The sequence below is a fragment of the Nocardiopsis moroccensis genome (assembly GCF_055763695.1).
Genome location: NZ_CP199747.1, coordinates 1,917,469 through 1,931,986 on the forward strand (window position 1 = coordinate 1,917,469; position 14,518 = coordinate 1,931,986).

General features: G+C 71.7%; 14 protein-coding genes. 8 read left to right on the plus strand and 6 right to left on the minus strand.

The window, feature by feature from the left end; genetic code table 11:
* Positions 1-33: 33 nt before the first annotated feature.
* Positions 34-342: a hypothetical protein gene (locus ACUKCB_RS08610; RefSeq protein WP_473039990.1), complete on the minus strand. Its 309-nt coding sequence runs from the start codon at positions 340-342 to the stop codon at positions 34-36.
* 426 nt (positions 343-768) lie between these two features.
* Positions 769-2,022 (minus strand): RNA-guided endonuclease InsQ/TnpB family protein, encoded by a 1,254-nt coding sequence (locus tag ACUKCB_RS08615; RefSeq protein WP_473039992.1) that lies wholly within the window; start codon positions 2,020-2,022, stop codon positions 769-771.
* A 117-nt stretch (positions 2,023-2,139) separates the two neighbouring features.
* On the opposite strand from ACUKCB_RS08615, the gene ACUKCB_RS08620 reads away from it, so the two are divergent.
* Complete coding sequence (locus ACUKCB_RS08620; RefSeq protein ID WP_473039993.1) at positions 2,140-3,060, plus strand: ketopantoate reductase family protein; 921 nt, start codon at positions 2,140-2,142, stop codon at positions 3,058-3,060.
* A gap of 54 nt (positions 3,061-3,114) precedes the next feature.
* On the opposite strand, the gene ACUKCB_RS08625 is transcribed toward ACUKCB_RS08620, so the two are convergent.
* Positions 3,115-3,909: an SAM-dependent methyltransferase gene (locus tag ACUKCB_RS08625; protein WP_473039994.1), complete on the minus strand. Its 795-nt coding sequence runs from the start codon at positions 3,907-3,909 to the stop codon at positions 3,115-3,117.
* Between the two features lie 292 nt (positions 3,910-4,201).
* Here ACUKCB_RS08625 and ACUKCB_RS08630 point away from each other — a divergent pair, with 292 nt between their 5' ends.
* Positions 4,202-4,723 (plus strand): hypothetical protein, encoded by a 522-nt coding sequence (locus ACUKCB_RS08630; RefSeq protein ID WP_473039995.1) that lies wholly within the window; start codon positions 4,202-4,204, stop codon positions 4,721-4,723.
* Positions 4,724-4,801: 78 nt separating this feature from the next.
* Here ACUKCB_RS08630 and ACUKCB_RS08635 read toward each other — a convergent pair whose 3' ends face one another.
* Positions 4,802-5,659 carry an SDR family oxidoreductase gene (locus ACUKCB_RS08635; RefSeq protein WP_473039996.1) on the minus strand — a complete coding sequence of 286 codons (858 nt, stop codon included), beginning with the start codon at positions 5,657-5,659 and terminating at the stop codon, positions 4,802-4,804.
* A gap of 116 nt (positions 5,660-5,775) precedes the next feature.
* Here ACUKCB_RS08635 and ACUKCB_RS08640 point away from each other — a divergent pair, with 116 nt between their 5' ends.
* From ACUKCB_RS08640 to ACUKCB_RS08655, 4 genes are all read left to right on the plus strand, one after another.
* Positions 5,776-6,174 carry a winged helix-turn-helix transcriptional regulator gene (locus ACUKCB_RS08640; protein ID WP_473039997.1) on the plus strand — a complete coding sequence of 133 codons (399 nt, stop codon included), beginning with the start codon at positions 5,776-5,778 and terminating at the stop codon, positions 6,172-6,174.
* 284 nt (positions 6,175-6,458) lie between these two features.
* Entirely contained in the window at positions 6,459-6,938 is a 480-nt protein-coding gene (locus ACUKCB_RS08645) for a hypothetical protein (protein WP_473039998.1), read from the plus strand.
* Between the two features lie 92 nt (positions 6,939-7,030).
* On the plus strand, positions 7,031-8,056 hold the full coding sequence (pdxA, locus tag ACUKCB_RS08650; RefSeq protein ID WP_473039999.1) for a 4-hydroxythreonine-4-phosphate dehydrogenase PdxA: 1,026 nt from the start codon (positions 7,031-7,033) through the stop codon (positions 8,054-8,056).
* 137 nt (positions 8,057-8,193) lie between these two features.
* A complete protein-coding gene (locus ACUKCB_RS08655; RefSeq protein ID WP_473040000.1) occupies positions 8,194-8,625 on the plus strand; it encodes a DUF5709 domain-containing protein in 432 nt (143 codons plus the stop codon).
* Positions 8,626-8,719: 94 nt separating this feature from the next.
* Here ACUKCB_RS08655 and ACUKCB_RS08660 read toward each other — a convergent pair whose 3' ends face one another.
* Both ACUKCB_RS08660 and ACUKCB_RS08665 read right to left on the minus strand, forming a co-directional pair.
* The gene (locus ACUKCB_RS08660) at positions 8,720-10,552 is read right to left on the minus strand and encodes an ABC transporter ATP-binding protein (RefSeq protein WP_473040001.1); all 1,833 of its coding nucleotides are present in this window, start codon (positions 10,550-10,552) and stop codon (positions 8,720-8,722) included.
* A complete protein-coding gene (locus ACUKCB_RS08665; protein ID WP_473040002.1) occupies positions 10,549-12,279 on the minus strand; it encodes an ABC transporter ATP-binding protein in 1,731 nt (576 codons plus the stop codon). The genes ACUKCB_RS08660 and ACUKCB_RS08665 overlap by 4 nt, the downstream gene beginning before the upstream one ends.
* A 277-nt stretch (positions 12,280-12,556) precedes the next feature.
* Here ACUKCB_RS08665 and ACUKCB_RS08670 point away from each other — a divergent pair, with 277 nt between their 5' ends.
* Together ACUKCB_RS08670 and ACUKCB_RS08675 are read left to right on the plus strand one after the other, a co-directional pair.
* Complete coding sequence (locus ACUKCB_RS08670; RefSeq protein WP_473040953.1) at positions 12,557-13,324, plus strand: siderophore-interacting protein; 768 nt, start codon at positions 12,557-12,559, stop codon at positions 13,322-13,324.
* 94 nt (positions 13,325-13,418) lie between these two features.
* Positions 13,419-14,420, plus strand: coding sequence for an iron-siderophore ABC transporter substrate-binding protein (locus ACUKCB_RS08675; protein ID WP_473040003.1), 1,002 nt, complete (start codon positions 13,419-13,421; stop codon positions 14,418-14,420).
* Positions 14,421-14,518: the final 98 nt, after the last annotated feature.

Consider the following 14,518-nt stretch of genomic DNA (forward strand, 5'->3'; position numbering starts at 1 on the left):
CAGATGCCCTTTGTCCCCTTCGTCGGCCCCGGGTCAGGCCACCGAGAAGCTGAACAGACCGCTGGGCGGAGCGTGCCACCCCCGGTCCGGCTCCACGAGCACACCCGGCGTCAGGCACCCGGGTCCGGGGTGCAGGCGAACGTCCGAGTCGGTCAGGTTGACCAGCACGTGTGCGGTAGCGGGGAGCCGCACACAGCTGCCCGACTCGGGGTCCTGGTAGTGAACGAGGTCTTCGAACTCGGTCGTGAAGACCACGACCTCACCGGTCGCCGCGTGAGCGGGCGCCGCCCCCGCGAGCAGACTCCCCAGAGCCAGGACGACAGCAGCAGAAAGAGCCCTCATCCCACATCCTCCCTTTTTCTTGTGCACATTCCACAGGAATAACCCCTCCGAAACAAACAACACGGAGGAGCATCAGGAAGATGGTCTCCGAAGCCGTTGCACACCGCAACCCCCTGGCCGAGCACCCCTTTTTCGGACAACCGAACACCCGAGACAAAACCCGAACAGCACAGCACCCGAAAATGGTCATAAAACCAAATTTCGCCTCATGTCGGGAGTACGTTCGGAGAAAGGTGGTCGCCCCGTCCCGCTTCGGACCTCTCCGGACGGGGACCGCCGTCGTCCACAGGCCGACGGACCGCCCTTGCGGCAGGGCATCCCCTCGTCATACGTTTTGCCTGTTCCACAGGGGCCGTCGAACCGGGATTGACTTCCTCCCCGGCCTGAAGGCCGGAGATTCCGATACGCGCTTGCGCGCGCATGAGCCTAGGGCTCGACCCTCACGGGTCCGGTTTCCTGCTTCGTCGCCGACTGCGGAAGGGAGGACCCTTGCCGACTGACACCAGCTCCACAGGCATCGCCCGCGTGTTCGCGGACCACGGCTCGACCAGCCGCAAGGATGTTCTTCGCCGCGTTGACGTCCCGATCGTGTCGGGTGCGGCAGATGGGACACCTCCAGAACCGGGTGCCCAGGGAAAGCTTCTTCAGCAGGTGCCCGCAGTGCGAGCACGTCTTGGACGAGGGGAACCAACGGTCGATCACGACCAGGGCGCGGCCGTACCGTGCGGCCTTGTACTCCACCTGTCGGCGGAAATCCCCGAGTCCGGCGTCGAGCACCGACCGGTTGAGCCCGGCCTTCTGGCGAATCTGCTTGCCGGGTTGCTCGATGGTGCCGCGTGCGGAAGCGGTCATGCCCCGTACGTTGAGGTCCTCGAGCGCTATCACGTCATAATTGCGCACGATCCGCGTGGAGACCTTGTGCAGGAAGTCCTGCCTAGCGTGGCGGATCTTGCGGTGCGCCACCGCGACCTTCTTCTTCGCCTTCCTGCGGTTGTTGGAGCCGCGCTGTGTGCGGGCCATCCGGCGTTGGTACCGGGCCAGATTCGCAGCTTTACGTTCCAGGTGGCGGGGGTTGGCGATCTTCTCGCCCGTGGACAACGTGGCGAAGTCCTTCGCCCCCAGGTCGATACCGACCTCACCACCGGTCTGCGGCGTGGGCTCGGGATCAGTCGTCTGCACGGCGAAGGTCACGTAGAAGCGGCCGTCCGGCTCACGGGAAAGGATCACCGTGGTCGGGTTCAGGCTCGCAAGGTTCGTCTCAGGCCAGGACCACGCCACCTTCAGCGGGCAGGTCTGCTTGGCCAGGAACAGATTGCCGTTGTTGATGCGAAACGCCGACCGGGTGTAGTGCGCCGTCTGGCGGCCGTTGCGGGACTTGAACCTCGGGTAGCGGGCGCGTTTGGCGAAGAAGTTGGCGAACGCCGTGTGCTGGTGGCGCAGGGTCTGCTGCAACGGCACGGAGGAGACCTGGGACAGGAACGCCAGGTCCTCGGTCTTCTTCCACCCGGTCAGGGCGGCGTCGGTGGCCTTGTAGGAGGTCTTCTCGCCGCGCTGGTGGTAGGCGGCGTGCCGCTCGGCGAGAGTCTTGTTCCACACCAGGCGCACGCATCCGAACGTGCGGCCCAGTTGGGCCGCTTGTTCGGGGTCCGGGTAGGCCCGGCATTTGTACGCCGTCCGCATACAGCAGATTTACACCAGGGAGAGGCATGAGTAATGCGAGTCGGTGCGGCGGAGGTCTGCTGTCCCGGATTCCTCCCCGCCGTGAACGGCGGGGCATCCTCCGGGAGGTCAGGTGACATGAGGATCCTTGTCGTGGGTGCGGGTGCGGTCGGCGGCTACTTCGGAGCGAAACTCGTCCGTGCCGGACGCGAGGTCGACTTCCTGGTCCGCCCGGCACGCGCCGAACTCCTGAACGGGCACGGCCTGGACATCCACACCCTGGACGGGCGAACCGAGAACGTCCCCGTCCGCGCGGTCACCGCCGAGCGGCTCACCCCCGACTACGACCTGGTCATCGTCTCGGTCAAGTCCTACGGCCTGGACGGCGCCGTCGACGACCTCGCCGCGGCGGTCGGCCCGGACACCGTCGTGCTGCCCCTCCTCAACGGCATGCGCCACCTGGACGTGCTCACCGGGCGCTTCGGCCCGGACCGCGTCTACGGCGGGGTGTGCATGGTGATGACCCGCCTGGACGAGCGGGGCGGCATCGTCGAGGTCGGCAGGATGGGCGAACTCGTCTACGGGCCGCTCTCCGACTCCCCCGTGATCGGCCTGGACCGGGTGCACACCGCCCTGGAGGGGGCCGGGTTCACCGCCCGCCCCACCAAGGAGATCCGTCAGCAGATGTGGGACAAGTGGATCTTCCTGGCCAGCCTGGGCGCCGTCACCTGTCTGATGCGCGCCCCCGTCGGCCGGGTCAACCGGGCCCCGGGCGGAGCCGAGTTCAGCGCCGGGATGCTCGCCGAGGCCGTCGCCGTGGCCACCGCCGCCGGCCACCCGCCCGGCGACCGGATCCTGGAGTTCGCGAACGACGTCATCTCCGACACCGAACGCGACACCTCCACGTCCATGTACTGGGACCTCACCCACGACAACCCGGTGGAGGGCGACCACATCGTCGGCGACCTGGTCGCCAGAGGCCGCGCGCTCGGGGTCCCCACCCCGCTGTTCTCCCTCGCCCACACGCACCTGAGCGTGTACTCGGCCGCCCGGGGCTGACCGGGCCCCGCCGGGACGACGGCGGCGGCGCCGTCCCGGGGGCGGGTCCGCCCGTCAGGGCTTGCGGCCGACCCCGCCGTACTGGTCCACCTCGGCGGGAGGGCCATCACCCCTCAGCACGGGACGCCACTGGGTGACCGAGACCAGCCCCGGCTCCACCAGCTCCAACCCCTCCAGGTAGCCGCCGATCTGCTCGGGGGTACGCGGGATGTAGGGCACCGCACCGCTCTCGTTGTACTCGCCCTGGGCCTCGACGTTCTCCTCGCTGTGCACGTTGCTGCCCTCGCTGACGGTCAGGTAGCTGCCGGAGGGCAGGCCCGCGAGCAGGCGCCGCACGATCGAGACGGCCTCCTCGTACTTCTGCACGTGCCCCAGGACACCCATCAACATCAGACCGACCGGCTGGTCCAGGTCCAGCAGTTCGGCGGCCTTCTCCAGGATCAGCTCGGGCTCGTACAGGTCCGCGTGGACGTACTGGGTGCGTCCCTCCGGCGAACTGGTCAGCAGGGCACGCGCGTGGGTCAGCACGAGGGGGTCGTTGTCCACGTAGACGATCCGCGCCTCGGGGGCCACCGACTGCGCGATCTCGTGGGTGTTGTTGTGCGTGGGCAGGCCGGTGCCCACGTCGAGGAACTGCCGCACGCCCGCCTCGCCCGCCAGGTGTCTGACGGCGCGCTCCTGGAAGGCTCGCGAGGAACGCGCCAGCTGCGCGATCCCGGGGAAGACCTTCAGGAACTGCTCCCCCGCCTCCCGGTCCACCGGGTAGTTGTCCTTACCGCCCAGCCAGTAGTTCCACACCCGTGCCGAGTGCGGAATCGTCGTGTCGATCGCAGGTGCCTGATCGCTCATCGTTTGTTACCTCATCACCGCGTATAGCCGTATCAGTGCCACGATCCTACGGTCATCGGGTAACACCGGATCCCCCGCGGCACAGGGGATGCAGCCGGATCTCCTCCGGCGGGCGAGCCGGGGCGGGCACCCGGTGCCCGGCGGCCCGGACCGCCCGCGGGGACACGCCGAAGCGACACTCCGCGGCGGATTTCCGCCAGGCCCGGTGTGACCTGTGTTCTTCGTTCCCAGCACCCTCCGGAGCCGTCCCGGCGGGCGCACGACGCGTGAACCCGGTTGGCACAATCACGGCATGCCAGTCCTCGACAGAGCCACCCTCAGACAGTTGGTAGCCCTGCCCCCGGCGTGTCTGCTCCTGACCTCGTGCATGTCCGACGGGGGCGCCGTGGGCGCCGTCGCCACCGGGCACTTCTCCGCCCGGCACCAGTTCCCCGTCGTCATGATCTCCTGGTGCGGGGACAGCCCTCCCGCGCGGATCGACCTGGACTCGCAGGAGCACGGATGGCAGCTGCACGCCACCCGGAACTTTCCCGGCGACGAGGTCGAGGTGGACCTGTCCGCCCCCGGGGAGGACTGGGAGATCACCGACAGCGAGGGGGCGCCCGCCTACCGGGTCGTCCCGGAGTCGGCGGCCACCGAGTACACGCTGGGCGTGACCTCAGCCGACGCGCTCGAGGACGAAGCCGAGCACGACATCGCCACGTTGAGTTTCAACACCGAGCTCCTGGCCGCCGACGACGGCGTGTACGTGGGCACGGAGGACCCCGGTGACGGCGCCCTGGTGGGTGCCGACGAGTTTCCGCCCGAGTGCTGATCCGCCCCTGGACGGGCGTCGGCGGTTCCCGCCGCCCGGGGTGCCGCTCAAGTCTGCGCGGCACCCCGGGCGAAACCCTCAGAGGAGTCCGCGCAGGGTCTCGGCCACCGGGGTGGTGGGGCGTCCGATCAGCTTGGACAGGGTTCCCGGGGTGGCCGCCAGTTCTCCGTCGCGGACGTTGCGGTCCAGCGTGACCACGAACTCGACGGTGGCCTCGTCCAGGCCCGCCCCGGCCAGCACGGTGCGGTGCTCCTCGGGGCTCAGGTCCCGGTAGCGGACCTCGCGCCCCAGCAGCTCACCGATGTCCCGGGCGAGCTCCTCGTTGGTCCAGGCGGTGTCGCCGCTGAGCTCGTGGACGGCCCCGGCGTGCGGTGCGGGGTCGGCCAACACCACGGCAGCGGCCTCGGCCAGGTCCCGGCGGGCCGCGCTGGCGGTGCGCCCCCGACCCGCACTGCCCGCGAAGGCCCCGTGTTCCCGGGCCTGCTCCAGTGCCTGCTGGGAGAGTTCGTTGTACCAGCCGTTGCGCAGAACCGTGTGGGTCAGCCCGGAGGCGGCGAGGAGTTCCTCGGTGGCCCTGTGCTCGGGTGCCAGGACCAGCGTGGTCTCGTCGGCCCTGGGCGCGCTGGTGTAGACGAGGTGCCCGACCCCGACCTCCCTGGCCGCCTCGATGGCGTTGCCGTGCTGTTCCACCCGTCGACCGAGTTCGGTACCGGAGACCAGGAGGACGGTGTCGGCTCCCCGGAAGGCCTCCCGAAGCGACTCCGGGTCCTCGAAGGCGGCTCGGCGGACGGTGACGCCCCGGTCGGCCAGGTCGGCGATCCTGGCGGTGTCACGGCCGGTGGCGGTGATGTCCTCGGCGGGGTGCCCCCTCTCCAACAGGGACTCGACGACGAGGCGGCCCAGTTGGCCGGTGGCACCGGTGACGACGACGGACATGGGGTCTCCCTTCGATCACCTGTCGGAAAGCCCTCCCGACAGTTCGTAGTTGCCAACGAGCCGCCTCTTTCACACATTCCATGAGTGGGGTACGCACCTTTTGGTAAGTTATGTGGATGGACACCACTCAGGACACTCGCAAGAAGGAGCCCCGGACGGAGCTTCCCCGCATCGGCGGGCGCGTCCTGCCCGCGGGCTGCCCGTCGCGGGCCCTGCTCGGCGACATCACCAGCAAGTGGGGGGTGCTGGTGTTGGTCGGCCTGTCGGAGGGGCCGCGGCGCTGGAGCGACCTGCGGCACGGGATCGACGGCATCAGCGAGAAGATGCTCGCCCAGACCCTGCGCACCCTGGAGACGGACGGCCTCGTGGCGCGTGACGCCAAACCGGTGGTGCCGCCCTACGTCGAGTACAGCCTGACCGGAGACGGCGCGGAGGTCACCGCGCTTCTGCTGCCCCTGTTGGACTGGGTGCAGGCGCACGTCTCCCAGGGGAGGACCGCTACTTTTCCGGGTTGATGACGAATGGGGTCCCGGTGAACGGCCGGGGCCGCCTCGACCAGGGCCGCGGCCACCGTGCGCAGGACCGCGACCGCCCCCGGAACCGCCAGGGCGAGGGCGACCGAGCAGCCCGTGTCCATACGTCCTCCTCGACGGGCGGCCCCGCCCGTGGGCCCATCGGGGAGGATGCGCCCGGGCCGCGGTCGGTTCGGGGCCCGGCCGGGAAAGCGGCACGGGGAACCGTGCGCGCCCCGGGGGCGTCCGATCCGCAACCCCTCCGTCTCCTGGAAGGTGCACCCACCGTGCCGACAGCGCGCTCCCTCACGATCCTCCTGGCCGTCGTACTGCTGACCTCGTGCACGTCCCCGGGGCCGGAACAGGCGTCCCCCGGACCGGGGCGGGACGAGGTGACCACCCTCGGGGACGATCCGCGCGTCCTCGTGCACGACTTCTCGACCGCGATGGAGGCCCAGGTCCACGGGGAACTCGCCTACCTGCCCGAGGAGCGCTGCCTCGTCGTCCTCTTCCGGGACGATGCTTCCGGGGAGGTCGTGGGATCAGCGGCTCCGCTCTGGCCGGCCAACGTCGCCCCCCTGGACGACGGGCGGGGCGGGGTCGAGGAGCCCGCGATGGGGCCGATCGTGGTCGGGGACCGCTTCACCGCCGGAGGCGGCCACCGGGACGCCGAACCGGAGTGGGGGGCCGACCTGCCCGAGGCGTGTGTACCGGACGGCGCGGTCGTCGTCCTCAACGAGGACTCGTTCGAGCCGGGCCACACCTGAACGGTCAGTGCTGTCGACCCCGTCCGTGGGGATACTCGTACCCGGGGAGCGCCACCGTGCCGCCCCCGTCCCGGACAGGAAGGAATCAGAAGATGACAGAACGACCGATCCTGGCCGTGACCGTCGGCGATCCGGTCGGCATCGGCCCGGAGATCACCGTGCGCGCGCTCGCGGAGGTCGGGACGGGGGCCGCCGCGCGCGGCGTGGTGGTGGCCGACCCGTCCGTGCTGGTCAGGGCGGTACGCCTGTGCGGGATCGACGCGGAGATCCGTTCCTTCTCGACCTGGGACACCCTGCCGCCCGAACGGGAGGGGGTGATCGACTGCCTCGACATCGAGTTCCTCGGCGGCACGAAGCTGCCCTGGGGCGAGGTGAACGCCCGGGCGGGCGCCACGGCGGTACGCGCCGTCGAGGTCGCCACCGCCTCCGCGATGGCCAAGGAGGTCGCCGGGATCGTCACCGGCCCCATCAACAAGGAGGCCGTCTGGGCGGCGGGCAGCGAGCACCTCGGACACACCGAGATGCTCGGCGCGCTGACCGGCGCCACCCGGCAGAACACCATGTTCGTGGTGCGCGGGAAGAAGATCTTCTTCGCCACCCGGCACGTGTCCCTGCGCCGGGCCCTGGACCGGATCAACCAGGAGCAGCAGGTCCGCTGTATCGACGAGGCGCTGACCGCGCTCCGGGTGTTCGGCGACGACGAGCCCCGGCTGGCCGTGGCCGCCGTCAACCCGCACGGCGGGGAGAACGGGGCCTTCGGCGACGAGGAGATCGAGCACATCGCCCCCGCCGTGCGGGCCGTGCGCGAGCGGGGCGCGGACGTCCACGGCCCGGTCCCCGCCGACTCGGTCTTCCACCAGCTTCTGGCGGGGCGCTTCGACGGGGTGCTGTCCCAGTACCACGACCAGGGGCACATCGCGGCCAAGACCGTCGACTTCGACGGGACGGTCTCGGTGACCGTGGGGCTGCCGATCCTGCGCACCTCGGTGGACCACGGGACCGCCTTCGACATCGCGGGCCAGGGGGTCGCGGACCCGGGGACCATGAGGTCGGCGTTCCTGCACGGGGCCGACTTCGCCCGGTTCGCCGACCGCATCCGCGCCGAGTACGGCGGCTGAGCCACCGTCGCCCGGGGCGCGCCGTCCGGATGACCGCGCGCGGCGGGCGTCCCGGCCGTCCGCCGCGCGGGGAGCACGTGGGGCTTCCTGACGCGGAACGGGGATTGGGCCCGCGCCGGAGTGGCTAGGGGGAGCACATGAGCGAGAACACGCCGGAAGCACCCCAGGACCCGATCAACGACGAGGCCTCCGACTGGGAGGAGGCCGGGCTGCCCGCCCAGGAGGACTCCACCGAGGAGCAGGCGCTACCGACCGACCGCGAGGGCCCGGCCGTGATGGGCGAGACCGCCGACAGCCCGGTGGAGCCCACCGGTGACACGTTGGACGAGGCGCTCGCCAGAGAGGAGCCGGACGCTCCGGAGGCGGGCGGCAGCACCGCCCCGGCCCGCCCGGACACCGTTTCCCCGCCCGAGGAGCAAACGGAGGGGGTGCGGCTGACCGAACCCGACGAGGGGGTCCGTGGGGACACGGAGAAGACGGAGGTGGCCGGCGAGGTCGGACACGACCGGGGCGCCTACAGCGCCGAGGAACAGGCCGTGCGCCAGGAGGACGAGTCCGAACTGCCGTAGGGGCCGCGACTCGGGACGGGCGCCCTCGGCCGCCGCAACCGCGTCCTGGCGGTGCCCTCTCCGTCCGGGCCCCTCCGGGCCGGTGCGCGGGCGGTCAGCCCTGCCAGCTGCGCCAGAGGCGGGCGTAGCGCCCCCCGTCGGCGACGAGGCGCTCGTGGGTGCCCTCCTCGACGATCCGTCCCTGGTCCATGACGACCACGCGGTCGGCGGTCTGTGCCTGGGTGAGGCGGTGCGCGACCACCAGGGTGGTGCGGCCCTTGGTGGCGGCGACCGCAGCCCTCTCCAGTCGGCGTGCTCCGGAGCTCCCGGCCTCGGCGGTGGCCTCGTCGAGCACCGCCAGGTCCGGGTCGGCGAGGACGAGTCGGGCCAGGGCCAGGTGCTGGGCCTGTTCGGCGGTGAGCGCGTGGCCGCCCTCGCCCACGACGGTGGCCGTGCCCTCGGGGAGGGCGCGCACCCAGTCGAGGGCGTCGACGGTGTCCAGTGCCTCCTCCGCCTCCGCGGCGGTGGCCCCGGCGCGGGCCAGGCGCAGGTCGTCCAGGAGGGTCCCGGCGAACACGTGGGTCTCCTGGCTGACCAGGAAGACGTGTTCGCGTACGCGCTGTTCGCCGAGTTCGTCCAGGGGGATCCCGCCGAGGTACACCGTTCCCGAGGTGGGGGTGCGCAGGCCGCTGACGACGGCGGCCAGGGTGGTCTTGCCCGCTCCGCTGGCACCGACGAGGGCGACCCGTTCGCCGGGGGCGACTCTGAGGTCCACCCGGTCCAAGGCCCTGGGGGCGCCGGGAGCGTAGGTGTGGCTGACCCCCTCCACGTGCAGGGAGGACCCGGCGGGTCCCTCCTCGGTGCCCGGGTCCCGGGCGGTGGGCAGGTCCACGACCCCGGCCAGGCGGGCCAGGCTCGCGCCGGCCTGCTGGACGTCGTTGAAGTTCATCACGAGGAAGCCCAGCGGCCCGAAGAGGCGGTGGAAGTACAGGGCGGCGGCGGTGACCATGCCGACGGTGGCGAGGTCTCCTCGAACCAGCCAGAAGCCCACCACCAGCACGGCGCCCAGCCCCACGAACTCGGAGCCGTTCATCCGCGCGCCAAGCCGGGTGAACAACCGGAACACGTCCAGGGTCAGCTGCATCGCGGTGCGGGAGCGGTCGGCGATGCGCTGTTCGTGCTCCTCCTCCAGCCGGTAGGCGCGCACGGTGCCGCGGCCGCGCAGTGCGCCCATGAGGGCGTGCGAGCGCTCGCCCATGGCGATGCGCTCCCGGGCGTAGTAGGGGCCCGACCTGGGCATGTACCAGCGCACCGCCCAGACGTAGAAGGGCACGGCGGCCAGGCCGGCCAGACCCAGACGCCAGTCGAGGGCGGTCATCCCCCCGGCGGTGAGCACGACCACGGCCAGGGCGGTGACGACCTCGGGGCCGTTGCGGGCGATGGCGGTGGTGACCACGGCGACGTCGTCGCCGACCCGGGAGAGCAGGTCGCCGATCCGTACCCTCTCCAACCGTGCGGCGGGCATGTGCAGGACACGCTCCATCACGCGTTCGCGCAACCGGGCGAGGATGGTCTCGCCGACCCGGCTGACCTGCCAGGCACCGATCCCCACCAGGATTCCGCCGACCAGGGCGGACGCGGCGATGAGTGCGGCCGACCGCAGGATCGCGTCCGGTCCGGCCCCGGCGGAGATGTCGTCGACCATCGAACCGAGGACCCAGGGCGCCACGAGCCCGGCCGCGCTGCCCGCGAGGACGGTCACGACGGCCAGGGCGGTGGCCCGGGGGGCGGCGCGGACCCCGTCGAGGAGTACGGCCCCGGTGCGTTTGGCGGTTGCGGTGGGCAGCAGTTCCGGCCCGCTGTCGGCCCCCTCGTGTTCCCGGGGACCGGCCCCGGCGGCGGTTTCCGTTTCCCGGGGCCCGGCCTCGGTGGTGGGTTCCGTGCTCAACGCAGCACCGCCTCGCGGTAGTGGGGGTCGTCCTCGGCCAGCTGTGCGTGGGTGCCCAGGGCGTGCACCCTGCCCTCCCGCAGGACCACCACGCGGTCGGCGCGGGCGAGCAGCGCGGGGCTGCCCGCGATGACGAGGGTGGCGCCAAGGGGCATGCGTCCGGCGCGCAGCTCGGCCGTGCCCCGGGCGATGTCCGCCTCGGTGACGGCGTCGACCGCGGTGGTGGGGTCGTGCAGGACCAGTACCGGTGGGTCGGCGACCAGGGCGCGGGCCAGGGCGACGCGCTGGCGCTGGCCGCCGGAGAGGTTGGCGGCGTGGTCGGTGACGGGCCGGTCGAGCCCTCGGGGGTGCCCCGTGACCAGGTCCTGCGCGGCGGCCGCGGCCAGGGCGGCCAGCAGGGCGGTGTCGTCGCGGCGGCGTCCGTCGGTGGTGACCAGGTTGGAGCGCAGGGTGCCCTCGAACAGGACGCTGTCGTGTTCCTCGACCAGCACCGTCGCGCGCAGCGAGGTGAGGCCGAGTTCGCTCACGGGTACCCCGCCGATCCGGGTGCTGCCTCCGGCCCCTTCGGCCCGTCCGGCGAGGACCTCGACCAGGGACTCGGCGTCCCGGGGGTCGGTGGTGAGCACCCCGACGAGCTCCCCCGGGTCGACCGTCAGATCGACGCCGTCGAGCGTGCGGTGGCTGACCCCCCGGAGCTCCACGGCGTGCGGCGCCTCCGGGAGGGTCCGGTCGCCGGGAGTGACGGCGTCGGGCGCGTTGAGGAGGCGGACCAGGCGCTGGGCCGAGGCGCGCGCGATCGCGAACATCTGCCCGACCATGCCGAGCATCTGGACGGGTTCGGCGAGGAACTGGGCGAGACCGACCACGATGACGAGTTCGCCGATGGTGAGGTGCCCCCGGAGGGCCATCCACCCGGCGGTTCCGGCGACGCAGGCCAGGAAGAGGGCACCGGTGGCGGTGACCAGGCCCTTGTAGAGGCCGTTGGTGGCGGCGGCGCCGACGGAGGCGGTCAGGGCGCGGTCGCTGACCTCGCGGTAGCGCAGGGCCGCGTTGTGCCGGGCTCCGATGCCCATGAGTACGCGCAGGCCGCCGACGAGGTCGGTGGCCATGGCGGTGGCCCGGGCGGCGGTGGCCTGTTTGGCCTCGGTGCGGCGGGTGATGCGGGCGGCGGGGACGCGCAGCAGCAGGAGCATGAGCGGGACGCCGAGGAGCACGCCGAGGCCGAGGGGGACGTTGATGGTGAGCAGGACGACGGTGGTGACGACGATCCCGGTGGCCTGGGCGATGCCCACGGCCCAGGCGCGCACGTAGGTGGCGGCCTGTTCGGCGTCGGAGGTGGCCACGGCCAGGACCTCGCCGGAACGCAGGCCGCTGCGTTCACCCCGGGGGTGCAGGACCCGGCGGGCGGACTCCAGGCGCAGCAGGTGGGCCTCGCGTTCCAGGGCGCCGAGGGTGAAGCGGGCGCCGAAGCGGTAGGCACTGGCCAGGACGGCGAAGAGCAGGGCGAGCCCGCCCACGCACCACGCCAGGGCGGTGACGTCCCCGGTGGAGACGGCGAGGTCGATGGTGAGGCCGATGGCGACCGGGACGAGCGTCTCGCAGACCTGGTGGAGGGAGAGGAGGAGGACCCCGAGGGTGACGCGGCCGCGGTGGCGGCGCAGTGTGCGCGAACGCAGCTCCCCGGCGGTGGCGGGGACGGGTTCGGGGGCGGTGGGGGCTTGGGTCACGGTACGTCTCCGTTCGGGGCCCGTCCGCCCCGTCCGCGGGGGCGCGGGGGCGGCCCCTCAGGCATGATCATCCGTTTCCCGTCCCCTCGTGTCAGCCGTCCAACCGGGCAATCCTAGCCATTACGGGCGCGCCCTCCGACCACAGGATGACCGTTCCGTCCCAGGAAGGGCGTTTTCCCAGGAGTCATGATATTGGTTAGGCTAACCTCACGCCCCACCCACGCACTCGCCGCCGAAGGACCCCTCGTTGCGCATCCAGCACCCGAGCCACCGCCAAATGATCCGTGCCCGGGTCGTGCGGACCGAACGGACCACCGACCACTTCGTCACCGTGACCTTCGGCGGCCCGGACCTGGCCCGGTTCGAGTTCCTGGGACTGGACCAGTGCGTGCGCGTCTTCCTCCGGCGCCCCGGCCAGGACCGGCTGACCCTGCCGGACTCCGACGCGGACGGCTGGTACCCCGAGTACCGCGAGATGCCCGACGAGGTGCGTCCCTACGTGCGCAACTACACGATGCGCCGGTTCGACCCCGAGGCCCTGGAACTGGACGTGGAGTTCGTGGCGCACGCCGACGGGGGCCCGGCCTCGACCTGGGCCGCCTCGGCCACGGTCGGCGACGAGGTGGGACTGTTCCCCGAGGGGATCTACTACCTGCCCCCGCCCGAGGCGGACTGGCACCTGCTGGTCGGCGACGAGAGCGCCGTGCCCGCCCTGCTGTCCATCGTCGAACAGGCCCCCCGGGACCTGCGCGCCCAGGTCTATCTGGAGGTCCCCTCGCCCCGTGACGTCCGCCCGGTGGAGGCGCCGCCCGGCGTGGAGGTGCACTGGCTGCCGCGCGAGGACGAGCACGCCGTCCCGGGGCGACTGGCCCTGGAGACGGTCCGGTCCGGCCCCCTGCCGAAGGGGCGCCCGTACTGCTGGGTGGCCGGAGAGAACGGGCTGCCCACGGGGCTGCGCCGCGCCCTGGTGCGCGAGCACGAGGTCGCCAAGGACGACATCACGTTCGTGGGCTACTGGCGCGCCGGCGTCGCCGGGGTCGACTGACCCCGGACCCTGTGACCACACCGTGCACAGGAAGCGCTAACCTGGTCAAATTAAGCTTAGGCAAGGCTAAGCTCATCTTCGACAGCGAGGTCCCATGAACCCCGGTCCGCCCACCCGTCCCGGCCTGATCACCGCCGGCGCCCTGGCCATCGTCCTGCTCACCGCCTGCGGCGGATCCGACACCTCGACGGAGCCCACGGGCGAGACGGCCGAGGGCTACCCCGTCACCGTCGCGACCCTCTTCGGCGACGTGGAGATCGAGGACCGCCCCGAGAACGTGGTCGCGCTCGGCTGGTCCGACGCCGAGACCGCCCTCGCCCTGGGCGTGCAGCCGGTGGGCGTCGCCGACTGGCAGGGCTACGGTGGCACCGGTGTGGGCCCCTGGGCCTCCGACCTGTTCGACTCAGAGCCCGAGCAGCTCGGCACCATGGAGCCCAACCTGGAGGCGATCGCCTCCCTGGAGCCCGACGTCATCCTCGACACGCGCTCCGACAACTCCCAGGAACGGCACGACCTCCTCTCCCCCGTCGCCCCGGTGGTCGGCCCACCGCCCGGGGTCGAGGTCACCTACGGCACCACCTGGCAGCAGCAGACCCGCCAGGTCGCCGAGGTCCTCGGCGAGCAGGAGCGCGGCGAGGAACTGGTCACCGAGCTCGAGGACCGCTTCGCGCAGCTGCGGGCGGACAACCCCGATTTCGCGGACCTCACCATCGCGGTGGGCGCCTACTTCGACGGGCAGTACGGGGCCTACGTCCCCGGTGACACCCGGGTGGACGTGCTCACCGAACTCGGTTTCGAGTACAAGCCCGAACTCGTGGAGATGGCCGACGGCGCCTTCTACGCCGACCTGAGCTCCGAGCTCGTGGAGGAGCTGGACGCCGACCTGACCGTCGTCTTCCCGATCGGCGGCCCCGAGGCCGTGGAGTTCCTGAACGAGGACCCGGTCCTGCAGGGGATCCCCTCCGCCCAGGACGGACGCCTGATCGTCCTGGACGACCCTGAGCTGGTCAACGCCTTCTCCAGCGGTTCCACCCTGGGCGTGAACCACGCCCTGGACGGCATCGTGCCGCTCATCCAGGAGACCCTGGAGGACTGACCGCCTCCGCAGGAACGCTCTTCGGCACCCGTGACGCCCCGCGTCACGGGTGCCTTCGTGTCCGCGCCCGCTTCCTCTGAGGATCGAATATTTGCCTA